The organism is Collinsella sp. LCP19S3_H3, assembly GCF_052119145.1.
GTDB lineage: Bacteria > Actinomycetota > Coriobacteriia > Coriobacteriales > Coriobacteriaceae > Collinsella.
Genome location: NZ_JBQKFW010000007.1, coordinates 1 through 23,082, shown reverse-complemented (window position 1 = coordinate 23,082; position 23,082 = coordinate 1). Strand labels below are relative to the sequence as shown.

At 61.3% G+C, this 23,082-nt stretch carries 21 protein-coding genes; 20 read left to right on the top strand and 1 reads right to left on the bottom strand.

Translation table 11 applies throughout. From position 1 onward, the window contains the following. The first annotated feature begins 138 nt into the window (after positions 1–138). The 5 genes from ACTQZF_RS05055 to ACTQZF_RS05035 are packed head-to-tail and all read left to right on the top strand — an operon-like array spanning position 139 to position 5,237. Entirely contained in the window at positions 139–711 is a 573-nt protein-coding gene (locus ACTQZF_RS05055; protein ID WP_441554704.1) for a twin-arginine translocase TatA/TatE family subunit, read from the top strand. Next, a complete protein-coding gene (tatC, locus tag ACTQZF_RS05050) occupies positions 711–1,508 on the top strand; it encodes a twin-arginine translocase subunit TatC (RefSeq protein WP_427718932.1) in 798 nt (265 codons plus the stop codon). Before ACTQZF_RS05055 ends, tatC begins: the two co-directional genes overlap by 1 nt. A gap of 6 nt (positions 1,509–1,514) precedes the next feature. Beyond that, positions 1,515–1,871 (top strand): hydrogenase maturation nickel metallochaperone HypA, encoded by a 357-nt coding sequence (gene hypA, locus ACTQZF_RS05045; protein WP_152068469.1) that lies wholly within the window; start codon positions 1,515–1,517, stop codon positions 1,869–1,871. 54 nt (positions 1,872–1,925) lie between these two features. Beyond that, positions 1,926–2,609, top strand: coding sequence for a hydrogenase nickel incorporation protein HypB (hypB, locus tag ACTQZF_RS05040; RefSeq protein WP_152068470.1), 684 nt, complete (start codon positions 1,926–1,928; stop codon positions 2,607–2,609). 54 nt (positions 2,610–2,663) lie between these two features. Beyond that, on the top strand, positions 2,664–5,237 hold the full coding sequence (locus tag ACTQZF_RS05035; RefSeq protein WP_441554703.1) for a DNA topoisomerase I: 2,574 nt from the start codon (positions 2,664–2,666) through the stop codon (positions 5,235–5,237). Positions 5,238–5,390: 153 nt separating this feature from the next. On the opposite strand, the gene ACTQZF_RS05030 is transcribed toward ACTQZF_RS05035, so the two are convergent. Then, on the bottom strand, positions 5,391–6,377 hold the full coding sequence (locus ACTQZF_RS05030) for a zinc-ribbon domain-containing protein (RefSeq protein ID WP_441554702.1): 987 nt from the start codon (positions 6,375–6,377) through the stop codon (positions 5,391–5,393). A gap of 296 nt (positions 6,378–6,673) precedes the next feature. Between ACTQZF_RS05030 and tmk the strand changes: the two genes are divergently transcribed. The 15 genes from tmk to ACTQZF_RS04955 all read left to right on the top strand — a co-directional run. Next, positions 6,674–7,357 (top strand): dTMP kinase, encoded by a 684-nt coding sequence (gene tmk, locus ACTQZF_RS05025; RefSeq protein ID WP_427747986.1) that lies wholly within the window; start codon positions 6,674–6,676, stop codon positions 7,355–7,357. A gap of 1 nt (position 7,358) precedes the next feature. Beyond that, a complete protein-coding gene (locus tag ACTQZF_RS05020) occupies positions 7,359–8,486 on the top strand; it encodes a DNA polymerase III subunit (protein ID WP_441554701.1) in 1,128 nt (375 codons plus the stop codon). After that, positions 8,477–10,171, top strand: coding sequence for a PSP1 domain-containing protein (locus ACTQZF_RS05015; RefSeq protein ID WP_441554700.1), 1,695 nt, complete (start codon positions 8,477–8,479; stop codon positions 10,169–10,171). The genes ACTQZF_RS05020 and ACTQZF_RS05015 overlap by 10 nt, the downstream gene beginning before the upstream one ends. A gap of 150 nt (positions 10,172–10,321) precedes the next feature. Next, complete coding sequence (locus ACTQZF_RS05010; RefSeq protein WP_441554699.1) at positions 10,322–11,080, top strand: ComF family protein; 759 nt, start codon at positions 10,322–10,324, stop codon at positions 11,078–11,080. Positions 11,081–11,684: 604 nt separating this feature from the next. Then, positions 11,685–12,677, top strand: coding sequence for a substrate-binding periplasmic protein (locus tag ACTQZF_RS05005; protein ID WP_441554738.1), 993 nt, complete (start codon positions 11,685–11,687; stop codon positions 12,675–12,677). Between the two features lie 317 nt (positions 12,678–12,994). After that, positions 12,995–13,579 carry a ribosome hibernation-promoting factor, HPF/YfiA family gene (gene hpf, locus ACTQZF_RS05000; RefSeq protein WP_055285508.1) on the top strand — a complete coding sequence of 195 codons (585 nt, stop codon included), beginning with the start codon at positions 12,995–12,997 and terminating at the stop codon, positions 13,577–13,579. An 80-nt stretch (positions 13,580–13,659) separates the two neighbouring features. Beyond that, a complete protein-coding gene (locus tag ACTQZF_RS04995) occupies positions 13,660–14,613 on the top strand; it encodes a DegV family protein (RefSeq protein ID WP_427718953.1) in 954 nt (317 codons plus the stop codon). 98 nt (positions 14,614–14,711) lie between these two features. Continuing rightward, the gene (locus tag ACTQZF_RS04990) at positions 14,712–15,791 is read left to right on the top strand and encodes an NAD(P)-binding domain-containing protein (protein WP_427718955.1); all 1,080 of its coding nucleotides are present in this window, start codon (positions 14,712–14,714) and stop codon (positions 15,789–15,791) included. Positions 15,792–15,796: 5 nt separating this feature from the next. Further along, positions 15,797–16,225 (top strand): hypothetical protein, encoded by a 429-nt coding sequence (locus ACTQZF_RS04985; RefSeq protein WP_427728604.1) that lies wholly within the window; start codon positions 15,797–15,799, stop codon positions 16,223–16,225. A gap of 15 nt (positions 16,226–16,240) precedes the next feature. Further along, positions 16,241–16,939: a hypothetical protein gene (locus ACTQZF_RS04980; RefSeq protein WP_427718960.1), complete on the top strand. Its 699-nt coding sequence runs from the start codon at positions 16,241–16,243 to the stop codon at positions 16,937–16,939. 6 nt (positions 16,940–16,945) lie between these two features. Further along, positions 16,946–18,031: an isocitrate/isopropylmalate dehydrogenase family protein gene (locus ACTQZF_RS04975; protein WP_441545399.1), complete on the top strand. Its 1,086-nt coding sequence runs from the start codon at positions 16,946–16,948 to the stop codon at positions 18,029–18,031. A gap of 127 nt (positions 18,032–18,158) precedes the next feature. Then, positions 18,159–19,244 (top strand): hypothetical protein, encoded by a 1,086-nt coding sequence (locus ACTQZF_RS04970; protein ID WP_427728600.1) that lies wholly within the window; start codon positions 18,159–18,161, stop codon positions 19,242–19,244. 532 nt (positions 19,245–19,776) lie between these two features. Then, positions 19,777–21,267 carry a PTS transporter subunit EIIC gene (locus tag ACTQZF_RS04965; RefSeq protein ID WP_441554698.1) on the top strand — a complete coding sequence of 497 codons (1,491 nt, stop codon included), beginning with the start codon at positions 19,777–19,779 and terminating at the stop codon, positions 21,265–21,267. Between the two features lie 231 nt (positions 21,268–21,498). Continuing rightward, positions 21,499–22,230: a GntR family transcriptional regulator gene (locus ACTQZF_RS04960; protein WP_427718969.1), complete on the top strand. Its 732-nt coding sequence runs from the start codon at positions 21,499–21,501 to the stop codon at positions 22,228–22,230. A 144-nt stretch (positions 22,231–22,374) separates the two neighbouring features. Further along, a partial coding sequence (locus tag ACTQZF_RS04955; protein ID WP_441554697.1) for an N-acetylglucosamine-6-phosphate deacetylase occupies positions 22,375–23,082 on the top strand: 708 nt, incomplete at its 3' end.

Below are 23,082 nucleotides of genomic sequence, written 5' to 3'. Positions count from 1 at the left end.
GGGCGTGCCGTTTGGTATATGTTTGTGATGCGCTCGGATGTTTTGACGTCCGGGCGCTATACTTGACCGAATGAATAGACGAGTTCCGGCCGAATGGCGCGGTGCGGGCTCGACTCACATCGAGCCTTGGAGGTATGTGTGTTTGGTATTGGAGAGGGTGAGCTCGCGATCATCGTGGTCTTCGGCTTTTTGCTGTTTGGCCCGGATAAGCTCCCGCAGATGGGCCGCACGATCGGCCGTGCCATCCGTCAGTTCCGCGAGACGCAGGAAAAGATGACGGCTGTTGTTCAGTCCGAGATTATCGATCCGGTAAGCGAGGCCGCTTCGGCTCCGGTCAAGCCCAAGAAGGCTGCCGTCGATGACGATTCCGATGCGGACGAGGATGCCGTCGAGACGGCCGCGCCCGCAAAGAAGGAGACCTTTGCCGAGCGCCGTGCCCGCCTTGCCGCCGAGAAGGCCGCGAGTGAGGGTGCTGCCGAGGACGAAGGTGCTGCTGGTGAGGCTGAGGGCCCCGAGTCTGCCGCTGCCGCCGTCGAGCCCGAGCCTGTTGCAGAACCGGAGCCCGAGCCCGAGCCGGCAGAGCCCACGACGGCTGACCTCTACGCCCGTCGTCCCCGCAAGCGCAAGGCCGTCGTCGACCAGCTCGCTCGCGAGCTCGAGGCCGAGGACGACGCCGCTGCCGCCCATGCCCCGAAGGGAGGCGATGAGTAATGCCTATCGGACCTGCGCGCATGCCGCTCTTCGATCATCTGGGTGAGCTCCGTCGTCGCCTGACCATCGTGGTCGTGTCAGTCTTTGCCGCCGCCATCGTGCTGTATTTCGCCACGCCCGTGGTGCTCGACATCCTGGAAGACCCCATCCGCTCCTTTGTGCCGGACGGTAAGTTCTACATCACCACCACGCTCGGCGGCTTTGGTCTGCGCTTTTCGCTGGCTCTCAAGATGGCCGTTGTCATGTGCACGCCTATGATCATTTGGCAGATTCTGGCGTTTTTCCTGCCGGCGCTTCGCCCCAACGAGCGCAAGTGGGTTGTGCCCACGGTGCTCGCCTCGACGGTGCTGTTCTTCCTGGGCGCAATCTTTTGCTACTTCATCATCATCCCTGCGGGCTTTGAGTGGCTCATCGGCGAAACCTCGGCCGTCGCTACGGCGCTGCCCGATCTGGAGAACTACGTCAACATGGAGCTGCTCTTTATGATCGGCTTTGGCGTGGCGTTTGAGCTGCCGCTCATCATCTTCTACCTGTCTGTCTTCCATATCGTGTCCTATGCGGCCTTCCGCGGTGCCTGGCGTTACGTATACGTTGGCCTGCTTGCGGGCTCGGCTGTGATTACGCCCGACGGCTCGCCCGTTACACTGGGTCTCATGTATGGCGCCCTGCTCTCGCTCTACGAGATTTCGCTCGCCATCGCCCGCGTGGTCATTACCGCGCGCGATGGCAAGGAAGGCTTGTTTGTGAGCCGTCTGGATCTGTTCTCGAACGACGACGAGGACGACGACGAGGAGTAAATCCGTATGCACGAGGTTGGCATTGTCAACGGCATACTCGATACAGTGATTCGCGCGGCGCGTGGGGCGGGGGCCTCGCGCGCTGTTTTGGTAACGCTGCGCATTGGGGATATGACCGAAGTTGTGCGTGAGGCGCTCGACTTTGCGTGGGAGACGTTTCGCGACGAGGACATGCTCACGCGCGGCTGCGAGCTTGCCGTGGAGGAAGTCCATCCACAAAGCGAGTGCCTGGACTGCCGCGAGGTCTTTGAGCACGACCGCTTCCATTGCCGCTGTCCTCAGTGTGGCGGCACCAACGTGCGCCTGCTGCATGGCCGCGAGCTCGACATCGCCAGCATCGAGATCGAAACCCCCGACAATTAACCAGCCTGCCATTTGGGGACGGGGTATAAATGGTGGAAGTAAGGAGTGCCGAGTATGGCCGAGAAAACTATTGATATCGCATCGCCAATTCTGTCGCGCAATGAGCGCCTGGCAGATCAGCTGCGCCAGCGATTCAAAGAGACAGGCACCTATGTGATCAATGTGCTGTCGAGTCCCGGCTCTGGTAAGACCACCACGATTCTGGGCACCAACGAGCGCCTGCGCGACAAAGCCGGCCTGCGCTGTGCCGTCATCGAGGGCGATATCGCCTCGGATGTCGACGCCATCACCATGAAGGAAGCCGGCATGCCCGCCATTCAGATCAACACGGGCGGTCTGTGCCACCTCGAGGGCAACATGATCATGGAGGCCGTTGATGCGTTTGACCAGGCAGTGGGCCTTCAAAACATCGATGTTATCTTTATCGAAAACGTGGGCAATCTGGTCTGTCCGGTCGACTTTGACCTGGGCGAGAACCTGTCCATCATGATTCTCTCGGTGCCCGAGGGCGACGACAAGCCCATTAAGTACCCGGGCATCTTCCAGCACGCTGGCGCACAGCTGCTCAACAAGGTCGATGTGGCCCCGGCTTTCGATTTTGACATGGATAGGTATACTAAGACACTCGATGACCTCAATCCGCAAGCGCCGCGGTTTGCCGTGAGCGCACGCAAGGGCGAGGGCATGGATGCCTGGTGCGATTGGCTCATCGGGCAGATCGAACAAACAAGGGCGTAAGTCGGCCGTCGTACGTGCGGGCGCAGCCGCAGACACACGAGATAGGAGCCTCTTTTGAAGCTCATCATCGCCGAGAAAAACGACGCCGCGCGTCAGATCGCCGAGCGTCTTTCCACGGGTAAGCCCAAAAAGGACAAGGTGTACAACACCCCCATCTACCGTTTTGAGTGGAAGGGCGAGGAGTGCGTGACAATCGGCCTTGCCGGTCACATCCTTGCGCCCGATTTTTGCGACAGCGTGCTGTTCGATAAAAAGCTGGGTTGGTATTCGGTCACCGAGGACGGCGAGATGCTGCCGGCCGACATGCCCGATGGCCTGGCGCGTCCGCCCTATGACACCAAGCGCAAACCGTTCCTTGCCGACGGTATCTCCATCAAAGGCTGGAAGCTCGAGAGCCTGCCCTACCTTACCTGGGCGCCTGTTATCAAGCTGCCGGCCGAGAAAGAACTCATTCGCTCGCTCAAGAACCTTGCCAAGAAGTCCGACAGCGTCATCATCGCCACGGACTTCGATCGCGAGGGCGAGCTGATTGGTTCGGACGCCCTCAACAAGGTGCGCGAGGTTGCGCCCGACTTACCGGTTGCCCGCGCCCAGTATTCTTCGTTTACCAAGGCCGAGATCACGCAGGCCTTTGATAACCTCGTCTCGCTCGACCAGAACCTGGCCGATGCCGGCGAGAGCCGTCAGCACATCGACCTCATTTGGGGTGCGGTGCTCACGCGCTACCTGACGCTCGCCAAGTTTGGCGGCTTTGGCAACGTGCGTTCTGCCGGCCGCGTGCAGACCCCGACGCTCGCCTTGGTGGTCGAGCGCGAGCGCGAGCGCATGGCGTTTGTGCCCGAGGACTACTGGCAGATTCGCGGCATGGCTGCCGCGCAGGCTGCTGCCGAGGACGACCGCTTTAAGATCGCGCACAAGACGGCGCGCTTTACCGACAAGGATGCTGCTGAGATGGCGTACGGTCACGTGGACGGTGCCAAGACGGCAACCGTCGCCGCGGTGACCAAGCGCTCGCGCAAGCAGCAGCCGCCCACGCCGTTTGCGACCACCTCGCTGCAGGCTGCCGCTGCGGCCGAGGGCATCTCGCCCGCACGCACCATGCGCATCGCCGAGTCCCTCTACATGGCGGGTCTTATCAGCTATCCGCGTGTCGACAACACCGTGTACCCCGCGACGCTCGATCTGGGCGCCGTGGTGAGCGATCTGGCAAAGATCAACCCGGCGCTGGCGCCCGTATGCAAAAAGGTGCTCGCCGGTCCCATGAAGCCCACGCGCGGCAAGGTCGAGACCACCGACCACCCGCCTATCTACCCCACGGGCGAGGGCGATCCGTCCATGCTCGACGGTGGCCAGCGCAAGCTCTACGACCTCATCGCTCGCCGCTTCCTGGCGACGCTTATGGGCCCCGCCACCATCGAGAACACCAAGCTCGAGCTCGACGTGAACGGCGAGCCGTTCGTGGCTTCGGGCGATGTGCTCGTGACCCCGGGTTTCCGCGAGGCATACCCGTACGGACTCAAGCGCGACGAGCAGATGCCGCCGCTGGAGCAGGGCGACACGGTGGACGTATTCGACATTAAGCTCGAGGCCAAGCAGACCGAGCCGCCCGCACGCTACAGCCAGGGCAAGCTCGTGCAGGAGATGGAAAAGCGTGGCCTGGGCACCAAGTCCACGCGCGCGAGCATCATCGAGCGCCTGTACGCCGTGCGCTACCTCAAAAACGATCCCGTGGAGCCGAGTCAGCTGGGTATCGCCATCATCGATGCACTGTCGCAGTTTGCCCCGCGCATCACGAGCCCCGATATGACCAGCGAGCTCGACGACGACATGACCCGCGTGGAGCGCGGCGAAGATACCGAAGAGCATGTCGTGACGCACTCGCGCGCGCTGCTGGCCGGCGTGCTCGATGAGCTGCTCAAGCATACGCAGGAGCTGGGCGACGCCATCAGCGATGCCGTCACGGCCGATGCGCGCGTGGGCGCCTGCCCCAAGTGCGGCAAGGACCTCGTTATGAAGACGAGCGCCAAGACCCGCGGCAGCTTTATCGGCTGCATGGGCTGGCCCGACTGCGACGTGACCTATCCGGTGCCGAGCGGCGTCAAGGTGAGCCCGCTCGAGGGCGAGGCGGCCGTGTGCCCCGAGTGCGGCGCGCCGCGCATTAAGTGCCAGCCGTTCCGCCAGAAGGCTTTCGAGATTTGCGTGAACCCCACGTGCCCCACCAACTACGAACCCGACCTTAAGGTGGGCGAGTGCAAGGTGTGTGCCGAGGCCGGACGCCATGGCGACCTGATCGCGCACAAGAGCGAGAAGAGTGGCAAGCGCTTTATCCGCTGCACCAACTATGACGATTGCGGCGTGAGCTATCCGCTGCCGGCGCGTGGCAAACTCGAGGCGACGGGCGAGACCTGTCCCGAGTGCGGCGCTCCCATCGTGGTGGTCAACACGGCGCGCGGTCCGTGGCGCATCTGCGTCAACATGGACTGCCCGACCAAGGAGAAGAAGCCCGCCCGCGGCCGCAAGACGACGACCAAGGCGAGTACGGCGAAGAAGACCACGGCGAAGAAGACGACTGCCAAGAAGGCTGCCGCGAAAAAGACGACCACAAAGAAGGCGGCCGCCAGCAAGTAGCGGCGCAGCCGAAACATTGCCCAAAACAAAAACGGGCGAGGGTCCCATGATCCTCGCCCGTTTTTTTGCTCGGCAGTTCGGCAGTTAGGGACGTTCCTTTTCTGCCGGCAGTTTAGGAACGTCCCTAACTGCCAGCTCGGGAACGACAAAACGCTAGTTCACCTCGACGGGTTTGGCGCTGGGATAGCGGTCCTCAAAGTCCAAGCGATACTTGTTGCTGCTGGTTCCTGGCTCGTTGTCGCGTGCCAGCGGCGCCACGATTTCGTCCTTATGGTCCGAGGGCTTTGCGTACTTTAGACTGATCTCCCAGGCATCGCAGATCGCGTCGATGCGGTGATCAAGGTCGTCATACAGGGCAATGATGTCTTTCCAGGAGTGGTAGTTCTTGGAGCTCATGGGGACGTCCAGGTCCTCGACGATATCGCAATACTGCTCGATGGTCTCCTCCGTGCGCTCGGCGACGTCGGCGAGATTTTGACGGGTGGTGCGATCTTCTTCCAGATAGCTACCATTGAAGGCCTGCGCGCAGGCGCGGACCTGGCTATCGAGGTCCTCGAGCAGGTCGTAGTATTCGCTCAGGCGACGGTAGAGGTTCTGCTCGGAGAGGGTTGCTTCGCCGCCAGCCTCGTCCTCGTCGTCATCGTCATCGTCGTAAAGGCTATTGGGGTCGCCGAGAGGCTTGAGGTCATCATCGTCAACATCGTGGTGCAGCTTGGCAACCTCGGCAGTCGTCTGCGTGGCGGAGTTATCGAACGGTTTGATCACAAAGAAGATGACCAGGGCGATGATGATTGCCACCAGCGCAACGATAACGGCGACAAGCGCCCCGGTGCCGCTCTTTTTGGGAGCGGGGGTCTGTGGCGAAGCAGGCGCGTATGCAGACGCCGGTCGCTGTTGGGTTGAGGTACCCGTGACGGGCATACGCTGTGTCGTTTCGACCGCTGCGGGGGCAGCAGCGGGGTCGGGGCGATAAGCGAGGGGATCGTCCGCCTTGGCTTGCGGCGTATCGAGGGAGCCGGTCTGCTCAAACGCGGGTTGGCCATTGCCCGCGGCTATCTGTTCAACGGGCGCACCGCACGAGGTGCAGAACTTGGCATCATCTGCAAGAAGCTTGCCGCACGAGGCGCAATACCGAGACATTGCCACTCCTTTCGCCACATTTCAATACAATACGACGATTATACCCAGCGTCCAAAATTCCCCATCATAAGTTGCGGTGAAATAGGGGCTGTTTGGCGGTCTTAGAGCTTCAGTCAGTCCCTATTTCACCGCAACTTTGGAAAGGCACCTTTAGTCATTGGGGACGTTCTTAAACGACCAGTCAATTAAGAACGTCCCCAATGACTAGGTTGGATTTGGGGTGCGCCTGCCCCTGGGGTATCATGATTTGGTTGATATATCTGCATTTACGCGCCTTGTAGGAAGGGGCTGCGCCCATGGCTTTTGAGCCCGCTCAACATAGCTTTATCACGCTCGAGGGCGTCGATGGTGCCGGTAAGTCCACGCAGGCGCGCCTGCTGGCCCGTGCGCTCGAGCTCGCTGGCTACCAGGTCGTGACCCTGCGTGAGCCGGGTGGTACCGCCATTAGTGAAAAGATCCGTGCCCTGCTGCTCGACCCCGCCAATACGGCGATGGGGGATACCTGCGAGCTGCTGCTCTACGAGGCCGCACGCGCCCAGCTGGTGCACGAGGTCATAGCTCCCGCCCTTGCGGCCGGCAAAGTGGTCCTGTGTGACCGCTTCTATGATTCCACGACCTGCTACCAGGCGTTTGCCGACGGCCTCGATCGCCAGATGGTGCGCGACGCCAACAACCTTGCTGTCGCGGGGACGCACCCGGCGCTCACGCTCGTCTATCACATCACGCCCGAGCAGGCGGCGCTGCGCATGTCCGCCCGTGGTGCGGTCGACCGCATGGAGGCCAAGGGCATGGCGTTCCAGGAGCGCGTTTACCAGGGATTTAGTGCCATTGCCGCCGAGGAGCCAGATCGCGTGAAGCTCATCGACGCCACCGCTTCCATCGAGGACGTCTTCGCGCAGACGGTCGAGCAGGTTCGCGCGTACGGTCTCGACATTTCCCAGGACGCCGTCACCGCCACGCTTGCCCAGGAGGCCGAGTAACATGGCCCCCGCTCAGGCAAGCCTGCTGGCCAAGCTCGACACCCAAGAGCGCGTACGCGATTTTTTGACCAACGCCGTCGCCAGCGGCCGCGCATCGCACGCCTACCTGTTTTTGGGCGCTCCCGGTGCCGGCAAGCTCGATGCCGCCTGGGCGCTCGCCCAAGCCTTCCTGTGCGAGCAGGACGGCTGCGGCTCATGCGATAGCTGTGTGCGTGTCGCCCGCCATACGCACCCCGACGTGCACTATTACACGCCCGAGAGCGCCACGGGCTACCTCATCGCCCAGACCCGCGAGCTGCTCGACGACGTGCCGCTGGCGCCCATCCGTGCCAAGGCCAAGGTCTACATCATCGACCGTGCCGAGCAGCTGCGCGCCAACACCGCCAACGCACTGCTCAAGACGCTCGAGGAGCCGCCCGAGGGCGTTATGTTTATCTTGCTGGGCACCTCGGCAGACGTGATGTTGCCCACCATCGTGAGCCGCTGCCAGTGCGTGCCGTTTCGGCTGGTATCGCCCGCCGTGGCCACGAAGGCCGTGAGCCGCGCGACAGGCCAGGATCTCGCACGCTGTCGCATGGCGGTCGCCGTGGCGGGGAGCCCCACGCGCGGCATCGAGTTCCTCAAGAGCGCCGAGCGTCAGGATGCTCGCCGCCAGATGGTCCGCGCCATCGATTCGCTCATCGCCGCCGACGAGGCCGATGTACTCAGCCGCGCCAAGTCGCTCATCGTCGCCGTTAAGGCTCCGCTCGCCGAGGTCAAGTCCACGCAGGAAAAGGTGCTCGAGCAAAACGCCGATTATCTGTCGCGTGGAGCATTGAAGCAGCTTGAGGACCGCAACAAGCGCGAACTCAACGCGCGCGAGCGTTCGGGTATCATGGAAGCGCTGGCGAGCGCGCGGACGCTCATGCGCGACGTGCTGCTGACGCTTCAGGATGAGGCGGCAGACATTGTGAACGAGGACGTGCGCGACACAATCGGGCGGCTTGCCGCCGCGACGAATGTTGCGGGTGCCACCCGGGCGCTCGAGGCGGTCGCGACCGCCGAGCGCAACATTGCCAGAAACGTTACTCCCCAGCTGGCCATCGAGGTCATGCTGTTCGATATCAGGAAGGCACTGAAATGCCGTTAGTCGTACCCGTTAAGTTTACCTACGCCTCGCGCGACCTGTGGTTTGACCCGCAGGATCTGGATATCCTCGAGGCCGATTATGCCATTTGCTCCACCGAGCGCGGAACCGAGATCGGCCTGGTCACGGCCGATCCCTTCGAGGTGCCGCAAGACGAGATCGGTCAGCCGCTCAAGCCCGTGCTGCGTGTGGCGAGCGATATCGACCTGCAGCTTGCCGACGACCTGGCCATCCAGGGCGATGAGGCCATGGTCGATTTCCGCCGTCTGGTCAAAGATCTCGACCTCGAGATGAAGCCGGTGGGTGTCGAATACCTGTTTGGCGGCGAGAAAGCCGTGTTCTACTTTGCGGCCGAGGAGCGCGTCGATTTTCGTCAGCTCGTCAAGGACCTGTCCTCGACGCTGCACATTCGCGTTGACATGCGCCAGATTGGCGTGCGCGACGAGACCCGCTTGGTGGGCGGCTATGCCCAATGCGGACAGGAGCTCTGCTGCACGCGCTTTGGCGGACAGTTTGAGCCCGTCTCGATTCGCATGGCAAAAGAGCAGGACCTGCCGCTCAATTCGTCTAAGATCAGCGGCGTGTGCGGCCGCCTGATGTGCTGCCTGCGCTATGAGTTCGAGGCGTACAAGGACTTTAAGAGCCGTGCGCCCAAAAAGAAGACGCTCATCGATACGCCGCTCGGCAAGGCGCGTATCCAGGAATATGACACGCCGCGTGAGCAGCTGGTGCTGCGCCTGGAGAACGGTAAAGTCTTTAAGGTCAACCTGGCCGATATGACGTGCTCGGAGGGCTGCAAAAAGAAGGCCGCCGAGCAGGGCTGCAGCTGCCGCCCCGACTGCGTGACGCGCGATGTGCTCGAGCGCATCGAGTCGCCCGAGATGCGCCTGGCGCTCATGGAGCTCGATCGCGAGAACGGCGTCGACGTGGGCGATGGCCTGTCGAGTGCCGACCGTCTGGCCGGCACGTCGATGCCCAAGCGCCGTCGTCGCGATGCCGAATCCGATGCTTGTGCCGGTCAGGGCCAGGGCGAGGGTCGTGGCCGCGGAAAGGGCCGCGGCAAGGCCGAGGCTTCCGAGGCCGAGGAGGCGGCCGGCGGCCGTCGTCGCCGCAAGCGCGCGGCGTCCGTCGACAACGGCGAGACCACGGGCAAGAACGCCTCTCGCGAGCGCGAGGCTCAGCAGCCCCAGCAGCAAAACCGCGGCGGCGGCATGAACCCCACGCGCCGTCGTCGCCGCCACCTGTCGAGCGAGGAGCGCGAGGATGCCTTCCGCGCCGCAGCCGCTCGCGAGGCCGGTGCCGCTCCCAAGGGCGCCTCGGCCTCCGACGCGCCTGCCGACAAGGCTGGCAGGCCACGTGGCGAGGAGGAGCGCGCGCCGCGTCCGCGCCGTCGCCATTCCTCGGGCACGCAGCAGAAACCCTCGGTTCCTTCTGTGGCCGATCAGGTTTCGGATGGTGAAGTCAAGGTCACGCGCCGTCGCCCCGGCGATGGCGGAGGAGCTGCCGCCAAGGCTTCGCGCGGCGGTGCTCGCGACGAGCGCGAACCGCGTGAGGATCGCAGTGGCGAGGGTTCGGCCGACCAGAGTCAGAAGCGCCGCCGCCGTCGCCGTTCTCGCAAGCCGCGCCAGGATGGTGGCGAAGGCTCGACCCACACCTCGTCCGCACCGCAACCGCCTGCCGGAGAATAGCGCCCGCAAGCGGATTCGACTTGTCTGACCCCAAGTGCAACGGGGTATCATGGCACTGAATCGACAACCCTCCCTTCGCCCAAGCGTAGGGAGGGTTTTGTCATAAATAACTGTCTGAATGGTTTGAGCCGCTTACGGAGTGCCGGCATCTTGCCGTTTGCGGATGAATTGCTACCGTTTGCCGAGCGCGCGGCGCATGAGGCACTCGAGGTTCTTTCGCCCACGCGATGCGCCGGTTGCGAGCGTGCCGGTGCGCTTATTTGTCGGGAGTGCCTGGCGTCGCTCACGCTTGTCGATCCGCGCCACAGCTGCACGAGGTGCGGCGCTCCGTTTGGAGACCTGCTGTGTACCGAGTGCTCGGTCGAGGGTGCGTCTTCGGCGGTGGCTAAGGCCCTCGATCGCTGCCTGGCGTGCGCTGTCTATGCACATCCGTTGCCGCGCATCATCAAGGCATACAAGGATGCGGGAGAGCGCCGTCTGGCACCGTATCTGGCAGAGCTGCTCTACGACACCGCCTTGCATGCCCAGGCAGCAGCCCCCGACCGTTACAGCGGCGTGCTGTCCGGTGTCGACGCGGTGGTATTTGTGCCCGCGACTGCGGCGGCGTTTCGGCGGCGTGGATTTGATCACATGGAAGCAATCGCGCGCTCGTTTTGCGATCTTTCGGGCGTGCCATTGCTGGACGCCTTGGTCAAATACGGTCATGGCGACCAGCGCGAACTCGGTCGCGCCGAGCGCCGGGAACATGCCCGGGACATGTACGAGACGGTCGAGGATGTACGTGGCTGCCGTCTGCTGCTCATCGACGATGTCATTACCACGGGCGCGACAATGGCAGCGGCCTCGGCGGAGCTTAAGCGCGCCGGCGCCAAAGCCGTCGATGGCCTCGCTATCGCACGCGTTTGGTAGGGGTGGTTTTGTGGCAGTGAAGATTGCGCGGCGCGTCGAGCCGGCAGGCGAGCAACTGGCAGCCTCTGTGATCCTGACCGGCGCCTCGGCGCTGCGCATGATGCGCGCCGAGCGCCGGCATATGGGTCACATCAGTTGGAGGGACTTCCATCCCGATGAAGAGCGCCGTGTGCTGCCCGCCTCGACCTGCGAAATCTGTACTCGCGGTGCGAATGACGACCTAACCTTAAACTTTAGCTTGAACTTAGCTATAATGCGCTACGTTCCCGCCAGGCTGTGGTTGCGGACGGGCAATGCGCCCATCCAAGTCCAAGACAGACGCGGTCAAAGGGATCCACGTAAGCGACCGCGTGCGCGCGGCGCGATCATGGCGCGTCCTAGATGTAAGCCGTACCGTCCGTTCTACTTTCTTTGGGGCAATACCGCCTCGCGGGCGAGCGGGCCAGTCGTGAAGGTGGCTGCGGCCTCCCGAGCAAACGCCCCGGTGCGCAAGTGTGGGGTCAAATACCAGGTCAGCTGGTGGGAACAACCCGATATTCCGTGCAGGGCACGGATCGTATACGATACAGAAAGCAGGGTAGCGGACATGGTGAGGGGCAGCTTGATGCATGCGACTCGGTTGGGTGCTGGGACCGCGGTGGTCATTGCCGTTTTGGGCCTGAGTGGGTGCGCGTTCAATCCACTGTCCACGTTCACGACGCCCACGATCGACCAGATCGAGCGCGAGACCGTTACCCCCACGGTATCGGACGATGCCCTGGTCACGCCGGGAACCCTGACGGTCGCCCTCGATACTTCCGATGCCCCGCAAGCCATGCAGGATGCTGACGGAAACCTCACGGGCTATGCGGTCGATGCCGCTCGTGCCCTCGCATGCCGCATGGGTCTCAAGGTCGCCTTTGTCGATGCGTCCTCGGCCGATTCCGCGCTCAGCGATAAAAAGGCCGATATCTTCATTGGCGACGTCAGCTCTACGGACGGCGATATCAGCTCGCTTGGCACCTGTCTGTACGACGCCCCCGCCGTATTCGGCAAGAGCAGTGACGGCGAGTCGTTGAGCGTTTCCACCGAAACGCTTAACACCGCTACCCTGGGCGTTCAGACCTTCTCGGCCTCGCAGGAAGCGCTCGCCAAGCAGGGCATCACGGCCAACCAAAAGACCTTCTCCAACATCAACGAGTGCTTCGAGGCGCTCGAGTCGGGCGAGGTCGATTACGTGATCTGTGATTCCACGGCCGGTGGTTACCTCGCGCGCCTGATGAGCCAGATCTCCTGTGTCGGCACGCTCGAGACGCCCTCCACGCTTGGCGTCGCAGGCCTTAGCTCTAACGATGAGCTGTGCCGTGCCGTGGGCGATGCCCTCGACGACATCACGGTCGACGGCACGCTCGAGGCGGTCCACTGCGTCTGGTACGGCCAAATGCCCTATGACCTTACCGCCAAGACTGTTTCGGGGGCCAATGTGCAGGCATCCGAATCCACGTCCAATGAGACCGAGTCCTCCGATGGCGACACCTCCGATAACAACGGCGACAGCCCGTCGTCTAGCCAGGAGGGCGCCATCACCGACGATGACATCAACAAGCTCAATAGCTAGTTATTGGTAGGGGTGGCGCCTGCCATACATTGAACAAGGCGCTTCTTCACGGTTTCAACACGCATGGCCGGGTCTCCCCCATAGGGGAGCCCGGCTTTTCAATTTTGATAAAACCAGCAGCTCAAGGGCAATTTCCAGGAGAAAAACCAACTCCGCCGACGCCCTCATATAGCGCACTTTGCCGCGGAAAAGTGCGAGACTTCGGTATGCGGTATCAAGCAGTCGTTATTCGGGCCTTTGGGAATTCGGGTGATTAAATGCACGGCAATGGGTACATAGCCAGTACAGTAAGTCCCCGAGGCAGATTGGAGCCACGTATGGATATCAAGGTTTCTGGACGCAAGACGACGGTAACCGATGCTCTGCGTGCGCATGTGGACGAGAAGATCGGCGAGGCGCTCAAGGTTTTCGATATCGAGCCCATGACAGTCGACGTCGTGCTTCGTTATGAGAAGAACCCCTCGAACCCCAACCCGGCAATCGTCGAGGTCACGGTTCGTGCCCGCGGCTCTGTGATTCGCGTCGCCGAGCACGGCGCAGATATGTATGCCGCCATCGATCTCTCCGCCGATAAGGTCACCCGCCAGCTGCGCAAGTTCAAGACCAAGGTTGTGGACAACCGCCAGGGCGGTGCCAGCGCCGCGGATGTCGCACCGGTCGAGCGCGTCGAGGATCTGGCCGACCTGCTGCTGCCCGAGGAGGACGACGACCTGCTCGTCCGCGAGAAGGTCATCGATGTCACCCCGATGACTGAGGAGCAGGCGCTGGTGCAGACCGATCTGCTCGGCCACGACTTCTACGTGTTCGAGAACGCGACGACTGGCCTCATCAATGTGGTGTATCACCGTAAGAATGGTGGATATGGCATCATCAAGCCCCGCATCGAAACACTTGACGAGTAAAATACGTTAACTTGCATGAGTTAACGGTTGGCGGCCATCCCATGCGGGTGGCCGCCTTTTTTACGTAAGGAGTCGCTTTGATGGACAAGGCCGCATCCGCCGGTCATTCGGACCGTTGCCGTATCGTCGTCGATACCTGCTGCGACTTTAACCCCGAGGTCGCCGCGAACCTCGATGTCGATATCTTGGGCTTCCCTTTCATTATCGATGGCGAGGAGCGCACGGACGACATCTGGTCGAGCATGAGCCCTAAGGAGTTCTACGACCGCATGCGCGCCGGTGCCCGCGTGTCCACCTCGGCTGTGTCGCTCGGTCGCTATATCGAGTTCTTTACCGAGTGCGCCAAAGAGGGCACGCCCACGGTTTACCTGTGCTTTACCTCGGCGCTGTCGTCGAGCTACAACTCCGCGTGCCAGGCGGCAGATGCCGTGCGCGCCGAGTATCCCAACTTTGAGCTCTACGTGGTCGACAACGCTCTGCCCTGCGCGACCGGCGAGCTCCTGGCGCTTGAGGCCGTGCGCCAGCGTTCGGCGGGACTGACTGCCAAGCAGCTGGTCGATTGGGCAAACGAGGCCAAGACCTACGTGCACGGCTACTTTACGCTCGAGAGCTTCGATGCGCTGGCTGCCGGCGGCCGCATTCCGCCCGCGGCGGCGCAGCTCACGGCAAAGCTCGACGTCAAGCCCGAGCTCTCCTACGACCTTGCCGGCTCGCTGTCGCTGATTGGCGTCAACCGCGGCCGCAAGAAGGCGCTCAAGTCCATCCTCAAGTCGTTCCGCGAGAACTACGTGCCCGATCGCACCATGCCCATCGCCATCATGACGGCCGATGCCGAAAAGGACGGTGACTGGCTCGAAGCCGCCATCCGCAAGGAGGAGGGCTGCGCCGACGTCACGATCATTCGCAGCTCCGTGGGCCCCACCATCGGCTCGCACGTGGGCCCCGGCATGGTGGCCTGCGCGTTTTGGGGCAAGAACCGCACCGACAAGGCGTCGCTTTCCGACCGCATCGCCCGCCGCGTGCGCGGCCAGTAGACAAGCGCTGCGTCCGTAATTGCCCTCGACTCACAGCCCAAACGCTGGCAACGAGTATTCAACCTGGTAATAACACCCAACCCAAAAGGAAAGGTTTCATGGCAAACAAGCTCTCTGTCGCATTTATCGGCACCGGAATCATGGGTGCCCCTATCGCCGGCCACATTCTGGACGCTGGCTATCCCGTCACGGTCAACAACCGCACCAAGTCCAAGGCTGCAGCGCTTGTTGAGCGCGGTGCCGTCTGGGCCGATACGCCGGCAGATGCCGCGGCGAACGCCGATGTCGTCTTTACCATGGTGGGCTATCCCTCCGAGGTCGAGGAGCTCTACCTGGCGGGCGACGGTCTGCTCGCGTGCACTAAGCCCGGTGCGGTCCTAATCGACCTCACCACGAGCTCGCCCGAGCTGGCGCGCGACATTGCCGAGGCCGCCCAGGTTTCCGGCCGCATGGCGTTTGACTGCCCCGTCACCGGCGGCGAGTCGGGTGCTATCGCCGGCACGCTTACGGCTATCGTGGGCGCTACCGAGAACGACATTGCCCCGGTCCGCGATATCCTTTCCACCTTTGCGGCAACCATCTGCTGCTTCGATGGCGCCGGCAAGGGCCAGGCTGCCAAGCTTGCCAACCAGGTGTCGCTGGGCGCCTGCATGGTTGGCATGGCCGATGCGCTGGCGTTTGCCGAGCTGAGCGGCCTTGATATGGAGAAGACCCGTCAGATGATCCTGGGCGGCACCGGCAAGTCCGGTGCCATGGAGAGCTTGGCGCCCAAGGCGCTCGACGGCGACTACAAGCCCGGTTTTATGGTGGAGCACTTCATCAAGGACCTGCGCTTGGCGCTCGCCTATGCCGACGACCGCGAGCTTGCACTGCCCGGCGCCGACGTGGCCTTTACGCTCTATGACATGCTCGACGCCATCGGTGGTGCCAAGCTGGGTACCCAGGCCATCAATGTCCTCTATAAGGAGGAGGCCGACGCCATTGCCGCCGGTCTGGACTGGTCGCAGTATCGTCCCGAGGAGCATGGTGCTCACGAGGAAGGCTGTGGTTGCGGCGAGCATGGCGACGACCACGAGTGCGGTTGTGGCCACCACCATGGCGAGGACCACGAGTGCTGCGGCGGCCACGGCCATGACGACGGCCACGAGTGCTGCTGCGGCCACCATCACGAGGAGTAGCGCCCATGAGCTGGACGTTCGTGGTGCTTGCACTAGTGCTCTTTCTCTTTGCGATCTACATTGGCTTTTTGTGCGGCCAGTGGGCGTGCGAAAAGCGCGTCGTCACCAAGCGCGACTACTGGATTGCCAACTTTGCAGGAGCGGCGGCAGTCGTCCTGCTGACCTGGGTGTTCTCGCTGTTCCCGCTGGTGCAGTTTGCGCCGATCGGCTGGCTTGGCGGCTTTATCGCCGGCCTTAAGATGAGCTTTGGCGAGTCCGTTGGTCCGTGGCGCAAGCACGATGAGGTCTTTAACGTCAACCAGGCTCATCGCGCCGCCGCCGACGCAGGAGACGCCGAGGAGCGCCGCCGCGCGCGTCGCAATGGCGCGGCTGACCGACAGCTCATCTCGGTCACCGATGACAGCAAGGGTGCTGGCAGGCACACTAAGAAATAGTAAGAAGAGGTAACTATGGCAGAAAACAAAGACGAACAGCTCACCGACGAGGAGCTGGCACAGCTTCAGCTGGCAGAGGAGAACGAGAACACCGTCGACCGCTTGGTCCAGGAGCTCGGCTGCCCCACGCGCCGTATCCGCCAGTTTGCCGCCCGCGTGCTGCACCTGCTTGCCGAGCGCGACCCGCAGCGCGTCGTGCCCTGCGTGCCCGCGCTGATCGAGGCGCTCGACCGGCCCGAGGCTCAGACTCGCTGGGAGGCCCTCGATGCCCTGGCGGCGCTCGCCACCACCTGCCCCGACCAGCTGGGCGATGCCTTTGAGGGCGCCGAGACCGCACTGTTTGACGAGATTTCCTCCACGCTGCGCTATGCCGCCTTCCGCCTGCTGTGCGTGTGGGGTGCCACGAGCGTCGAGCGTTCGCGCGAGGCTTGGCCCATCCTGGACGAGGCCATCCAGTGCTACCACGGTGACCTCGAGTATCGCGATATGCTCGGCTGCCTGTACGAGTTTGGCAAAGGCGAGATCGATGCCGAGATCGCCGAGAAGCTTGCGCTGCGCCTTAAGTTCGATGCCGAGAACGGCAAGGGCAGCTATCTCAAGGCCCGTTCGAGCGAGATTTGCGAAATGCTTGTTAAACGTTTTGGCCTGGATCTCTCCAAAAAGAAGAAGCGTGCTAGCGTTAAAAAATCTGATGACGCCGAAGACGAGGAGTAACAGATTATGGCGCACGATGTAGTCCTGATTCCCGGTGACGGTATCGGTCCCGAGATTACGCAGGCCATGTGCCGCGTGGTCGAGGCCGCCGGTGTCCAGATCAATTGGAACGTCCAGGAGGCCGGTGCCGGCGTCATGGACGAGTTTGGCACGCCGCTGCCCCAGCATGTGCTCGATGCCGTCGCCCAGACCAAAGTTGCCATCAAGGGCCCCATCACCACGCCGGTCGGTACGGGGTTCCGCAGCGTCAACGTTGCCCTGCGTAAGTACTTCGATCTGTACGCCTGCGTGCGCCCCTGCCTGTCGCAACCGGGCGATGGCTCGCGCTTCCGCGATGTCGACCTGGTTATCGTGCGCGAGAACACCGAGGACCTCTACGCTGGTATTGAGTTCGACGAAGGCGCTGCCGAGGTCGAGGAGCTTTCACAGCTTGTCGAGCGCTCGGGTCAGAAAACCTTCGCCGCGGATTCCGCCATCTCGATCAAGCCCATCTCCATCGCCAAGAGCCGCCGTATTGTGGAGTACGCCTTTGAGTATGCTCGCCGCTGCGGCCGCAAAAAGGTGACGGCAGTGCATAAGGCCAACATCATGAAGGCGACTGACGGCCTGTTCCTGCGCGTGGCTCGCGAGGTGGCTGCCAACTATCCCGATATCGAGTTCAACGACAAGATCGTCGACGCCACCTGCATGGGTCTGGTTCAGAACCCCAACGACTTCGATGTTCTGGTCCTGCCCAATTTGTATGGCGATATCGTCAGTGACTTGTGCGCCGGTCTTGTGGGCGGCCTTGGCATGGCCCCCGGCTCCAATATCGGAGCCGACTGTGCCATCTTTGAGGCAACGCACGGCTCCGCGCCCGATATCGCTGGCCAGGATATCGCTAACCCCACGGCCGAGATTCTGTCTGCCGCCATGATGCTCGATCATCTGGGCGAGAATGAAGCTGCCAATCGCATTCGCGCCGCCGTATCTGCCACGCTCGACGAGGGCGAGCAGGTTACCGGTGACGTGCGTCGTGCCCAGACCGGCTCCATTGAGGGCGCCGTGGGCACGCAGGCCTTTGCCGATGCCGTTATCGCGCATCTTGCCTAAGGGGATACGGCTTTCAAACGCCTAAGCGGTACTTAAGTGTTTGCGGATAACCTGAGAATGAATACGCCCGGCGCTCTGTCGGGCGTATTCTATTGAGGACTATGTTTCTTAACAAGGAGTAACTGATATGGGTCTGATTCAAAAGAAGGACGAAAAGGACGAGATCGACGGCATCCAGATCATCGAGCGCGGCGAAGGCCCCGACGGTGACGAGGACGAGAAGATCGATTTGGTCGCAGGTACGTCTGCCGAGCACATTGCTGCCGGCACGACCGCCGAGGAGGAGGACGCCCGCCTGGAGGCTCAGATTGCCGCGGATGCCGCCGACGAGAACCTCATGCCTGAGGAGCAGGACGAGGACGATGACTCCGACGTGGACGACAGCGCATCCAAGCATAAGAAGACGATGATTGCCGCCTTTGTGGTCGCCATCGTGATCGCTGCTGTGGTCGGCTTCTTTATCGGCAACGGTGGTTTTGGCGGCAAGGGCGTTGGCTCGGCGACCCTCACCGAGGACCAGCTCGATTCGACCGTGGCAAGCTACAGCTACAACGGCAAGAAGAGCGACATCACCGCGCGCGAGGCCATCGAGAGCCAGTACAGCCTTGATACCGTCAAGGATAGCGATGGCAACTACACCGCTCCCTCTGCCGACGTCATCCTGTCCTACGTGCGCAACAAGATCCTGCTCGACGCCGCCGAGGACGAGGGCATCACCGTCTCTTCTAAGGAGATGAAGAAGTACGCCGAGGATTCTATCGGCACTTCGGACTACAAGACCATGGCCACGCAGTATGGCGTGTCCAAGGACCAGGCCAAGCAGATCGTCCGCCAGTCCGCGACGCTGCAGAAGCTCTACAAGAAGAAGGTGGGCGATAGCTCCGCAAGCATGCCGATCGCTCCGACCGAGCCTTCTGACGGCAACGAGGACACCGCGAGCAAGGACTACGCCGATTACATCATCAACCTTGCCGGTGACGAGTGGGATAGCAAGAAGGGCACCTGGAAGGACGCCGATAGCACCTACGCTAAGGCTTTTGCCGACGATGCCTTTACGGCCGATAGCGCTACCTATAAGCAGGCCATGACCGCCTATTACACCGCCTACCAGCAGTACTCTTCGCAGGCTTCGAGCGCCAGCTCCAAGTGGACCGAGTACGCCAACGGCCTCTACGCCAAGGCCAATATCAGCATCTACGGCCTGTTTGCGTAAAGATTGCCTGAGCCTTCGAGTACGAAGCCGAAATATCTGCTGAAGCCCCCTAGAACGGACATCGTTCTAGGGGGCTTTTTGCGTTGGAGGAAAGGGCGGGGAAGAGGGAGTAGGAGGGGTTTAATATACAAATTCTTGGAGACTTTATTCATGTAAAGTGAAAACGATTTCGGCCAAACTGGTAGTAACAATGTGGTACCACTGTTCATCTGGTAGTAACCAATTTTGATTCGAAATCGAATGGAAATTGCTAAGAATTAGTTTGTTAATGAAAGAAACGCAGCACTTCTACCTGCGTAAATTACCGTTTACGGGCCAAAAATAACCGTTTGGCAACGAAATAGTAATTTGAACGAAATGTGGTGGACGTTTGAATTGAGTGTGTGCTACCGTACATACCAGCAACCCCAAATAGGGACTGGGTTGTCTAAGTTTGCGCACCAATGCCGGCAAGCGGAGAAGCCGGTATGCACAAGGCGCGGACATGGAACTCGTTGGTGAACAACGAAAGAAAGGTTGGAGGAGATACCATATGATGAAGTACCTCCAGAAGCTCGGCAAAGCGCTGATGCTTCCCGTCGCGGCGCTTCCCGTCGCAGGTATTCTTATGGGCGTGGGCTACCTGCTCGCTCCCGCAGTCATGGGTGCTGCCGGTGACACTACCGGTTTTGCCTATACCGCCGGTTTCCTGCTCATCAAGGCAGGCGGTGCTCTTATCGATAACATGGCCTGGCTGTTCGCAGTCGGCGCCGCTGTCGGCCTTGCCGACGATCACGATGGCACCGCTGGCCTCGCTGGCCTCGTCGCCTTCCTGATGATTCAGCAGCTCCTGAACCCTGCCGTTGTTGGCACTATCCGTGGTATGGATGCCGACGCCCAGACCGCTTGGCTCGCCACTACCGAGGGCATCGCGTTCTCCAAGATCGCTGGTAACTCCTTCATCGGTATCCTGTCCGCCATCATCGGTGGCACCTGCTACAACAAGTTCAAGGACACCCGTCTTCCCGACTGGCTGGCCTTCTTCTCCGGCAAGCGTTGCGTCGCCATCATGACCGCCGTCATCTGCATCGTCGTCTCCGTCGTCCTGCTCTTTGCTTGGCCCCTCATCTTCGGTGCGCTCGTCGCTCTGGGCGAGGGTATCGCTGCTATGGGCGGCATCGGCGCTGGCATCTACGCCTTCCTCAACCGCCTGCTCATCCCGACTGGTCTGCACCATGCTCTGAACAACGTGTTCTGGTTCGACACCATCGGCCTTGGCGACCTGACCCACTTCTGGGCTGGCGAGACCTCTGCCGACGTCAAGTGGAGCCTCGGTATGTACATGTCTGGCTTCTTCCCCTGCATGATGTTCGGTATCCCGGGCGCTGCCCTGGCTATAGTTCAGACCGCTAAGAACAAGAAGGCTGCTATCGGCCTGGTTGTCTCCGCCGCCATCTGCGCCTTCGTCTGTGGCGTCACCGAGCCCTTCGAGTTCGGCTTCATGTTCCTGTGCTTCCCGCTCTACGTTGTGTACGCTGCCCTGTACGGCATCTTCACCATCATCACCTACTATGTTGGTTTCCGTGCTGGCTTCTGCTTCTCTGCTGGCGCTACCGACCTCCTGTTCTCCGCTAGCCTCCCGGCTGCTGCCAACACCTGGATGATCATCCCGCTGGGCATCGCTGCCTTCCTGGTCTTCTACCTCGTGTTCCGCTTCGCCATCACCAAGTTCAACCTCATGACCCCTGGTCGCGAGGATGAGGATGTCGAGGAAACCTCCGCTTCTGCCGCTGCTGGCGACGACAAGTTCGCCGCTCTGGCCGCCGCTGTTCTCGCTGCCGTTGGTGGCAAGGAGAACGTTAAGACCGTTGACTGCTGCGCTACTCGCCTTCGCTTCGAGCTCGGCGATTCCGCTCTGGTCGACGAGGCTGCCTGCAAGAAGGCTGGCGCTCTGGGCGTTATGAAGATGGACAAGGGTGCTACCCAGGTCATCATCGGTACGCAGGTCCAGGCTGTTGCCGAGGAGCTCAAGAAGCTTCTCTAAGCCTTAGAGACGTACGTGTCTTGCAAAGGGTCGTCCCGCTCCGCGGGGCGGCCCTTTTTGCTACCTCGATACTTGATGAGGCGGTGCGATTGGTATTACAGTACACGGGCAATTAACCGGTAAACAATATTGCAATGTGCTGGTTGACCTGCTGTTATTCCGTTAAAACTGCTATAGTACGTGGTGTCTGGTTACAACCAATTTCGAGTCATTTATCCGGCAGGTATCATCATGGCAATGGGAGCGCGCAAACAGCCTCTGTACGATCAGCTCGTCGATTTGCTGACCGATAAAATCGATCACGAACTTCGACCCGGCGACTATTTGCCGTCCGAGCGTGACCTGTCGGAACGCTACGGGCTATCGCGTACGACGGTTCGCCTTGCCCTGCAGGAGCTTGAGCGCCTGGGCCTGGTGGTTCGTCAGCGCGGCCGTGGAACCATGGTGTGCGACCGCTCTCTGCAAACGGCAAACCTCTCGCAAATCTATAGCTTTACCGAGCAGATGAAGGCGATCGGCCGTGTGCCCAAGACGACGATTCTTGAGTTTACCGAGGTCGAGGCTGACAAGAATATTGCCGTAGAGATGAACGCGCGTCTTGGCGAGCGTCTGTACAAGATCAAGCGCCTGCGTATTGCCGATTGTGTGCCGCTGATGATTGAGTGTACATATCTGCCGAGTCGCAAGTTCTTTGCGCTTAAGCGCCCCATGATCGAGAACAAATCGCTGTACGACATGATCGAGCAGGACTTTCACGAGAAAGTTCGCGTGGCAGAGGAAGAATTCTACGCGAGTATCGCCCGCCATTCCGACGCCCGTCTGCTCGAGATTGCCGAAGGCGCACCGGTTCTGGATTTGATTCGTACCACATATGACATGAACAACGAGGTTATCGAGTATACGCGTTCGGTTGCGCGCGCCGACCAGTTTAAATACAAGGTCTACCACAACCGCGCAGTCTAGAGTTATTGGAAATAAACGGCTTGGTGTGTTTTGCGGCGGGTGCAAAATGCGCCAAGTGGTAGAAGGCAACGAACAATCGCTCGGATTAACAATGCAGTGGTTTTTTGATCCGCCCTAAAACGCACTGCGGGTACGGGAGCATAGATGAGCACGTATGCTATCAAGGCCGACAAGTTCTTTTTGCCGGCGGGGCCGCAGCTGGGCGGCTACCTCATGGTCGAAGATGGCGTCTTTGGCGCTTGGCAGGCCGATGAGCCCGCTTGTGAGATCAAAGATTATTCGGGTACATGGATTGCGCCGGGCATGGTGGACACCCACATCCATGGCTTCTATAACCATTCGACTACCGATAACGATCCCGAGGGCATCGACATCAGCTCGACCGAGCTCGCTCGTCGCGGTACCACCAGCTGGCTGCCTACGACCTTTACCGACGGCGTGGAGCAGATCAAGGACGCCTGTGCCGCCATCGCTCAGGCGGACGAGGGCCGTGGCCCCGACTTCTGCGGTGCTCGCATTCAGGGCATCTACCTGGAGGGCCCTTTCTTTACCATGAAGCATGTGGGCGCCCAGAACCCTGCTTATCTGATCGACCCGTCCGAGAAAGTTTTTGACGAGTGGCAGGAGGCCGCCGGCGGTCGAATCGTCAAGAGCGCTATGGCGGCCGAGCGTGACGGCGCCGCCGCTTACGCCGCGGCTCTGAGCGCAAAGGACGTCGTGACCTGCATCGGCCACTCCGATGCCACCTACGATGAGTGCATCGCCGCCATCAACGCCGGTGCCAGCTGCTTTACGCATACCTATAACGGCCAGCGCGGACTGCATCACCGTGAGCCCGGTGTTGTGGGTGCT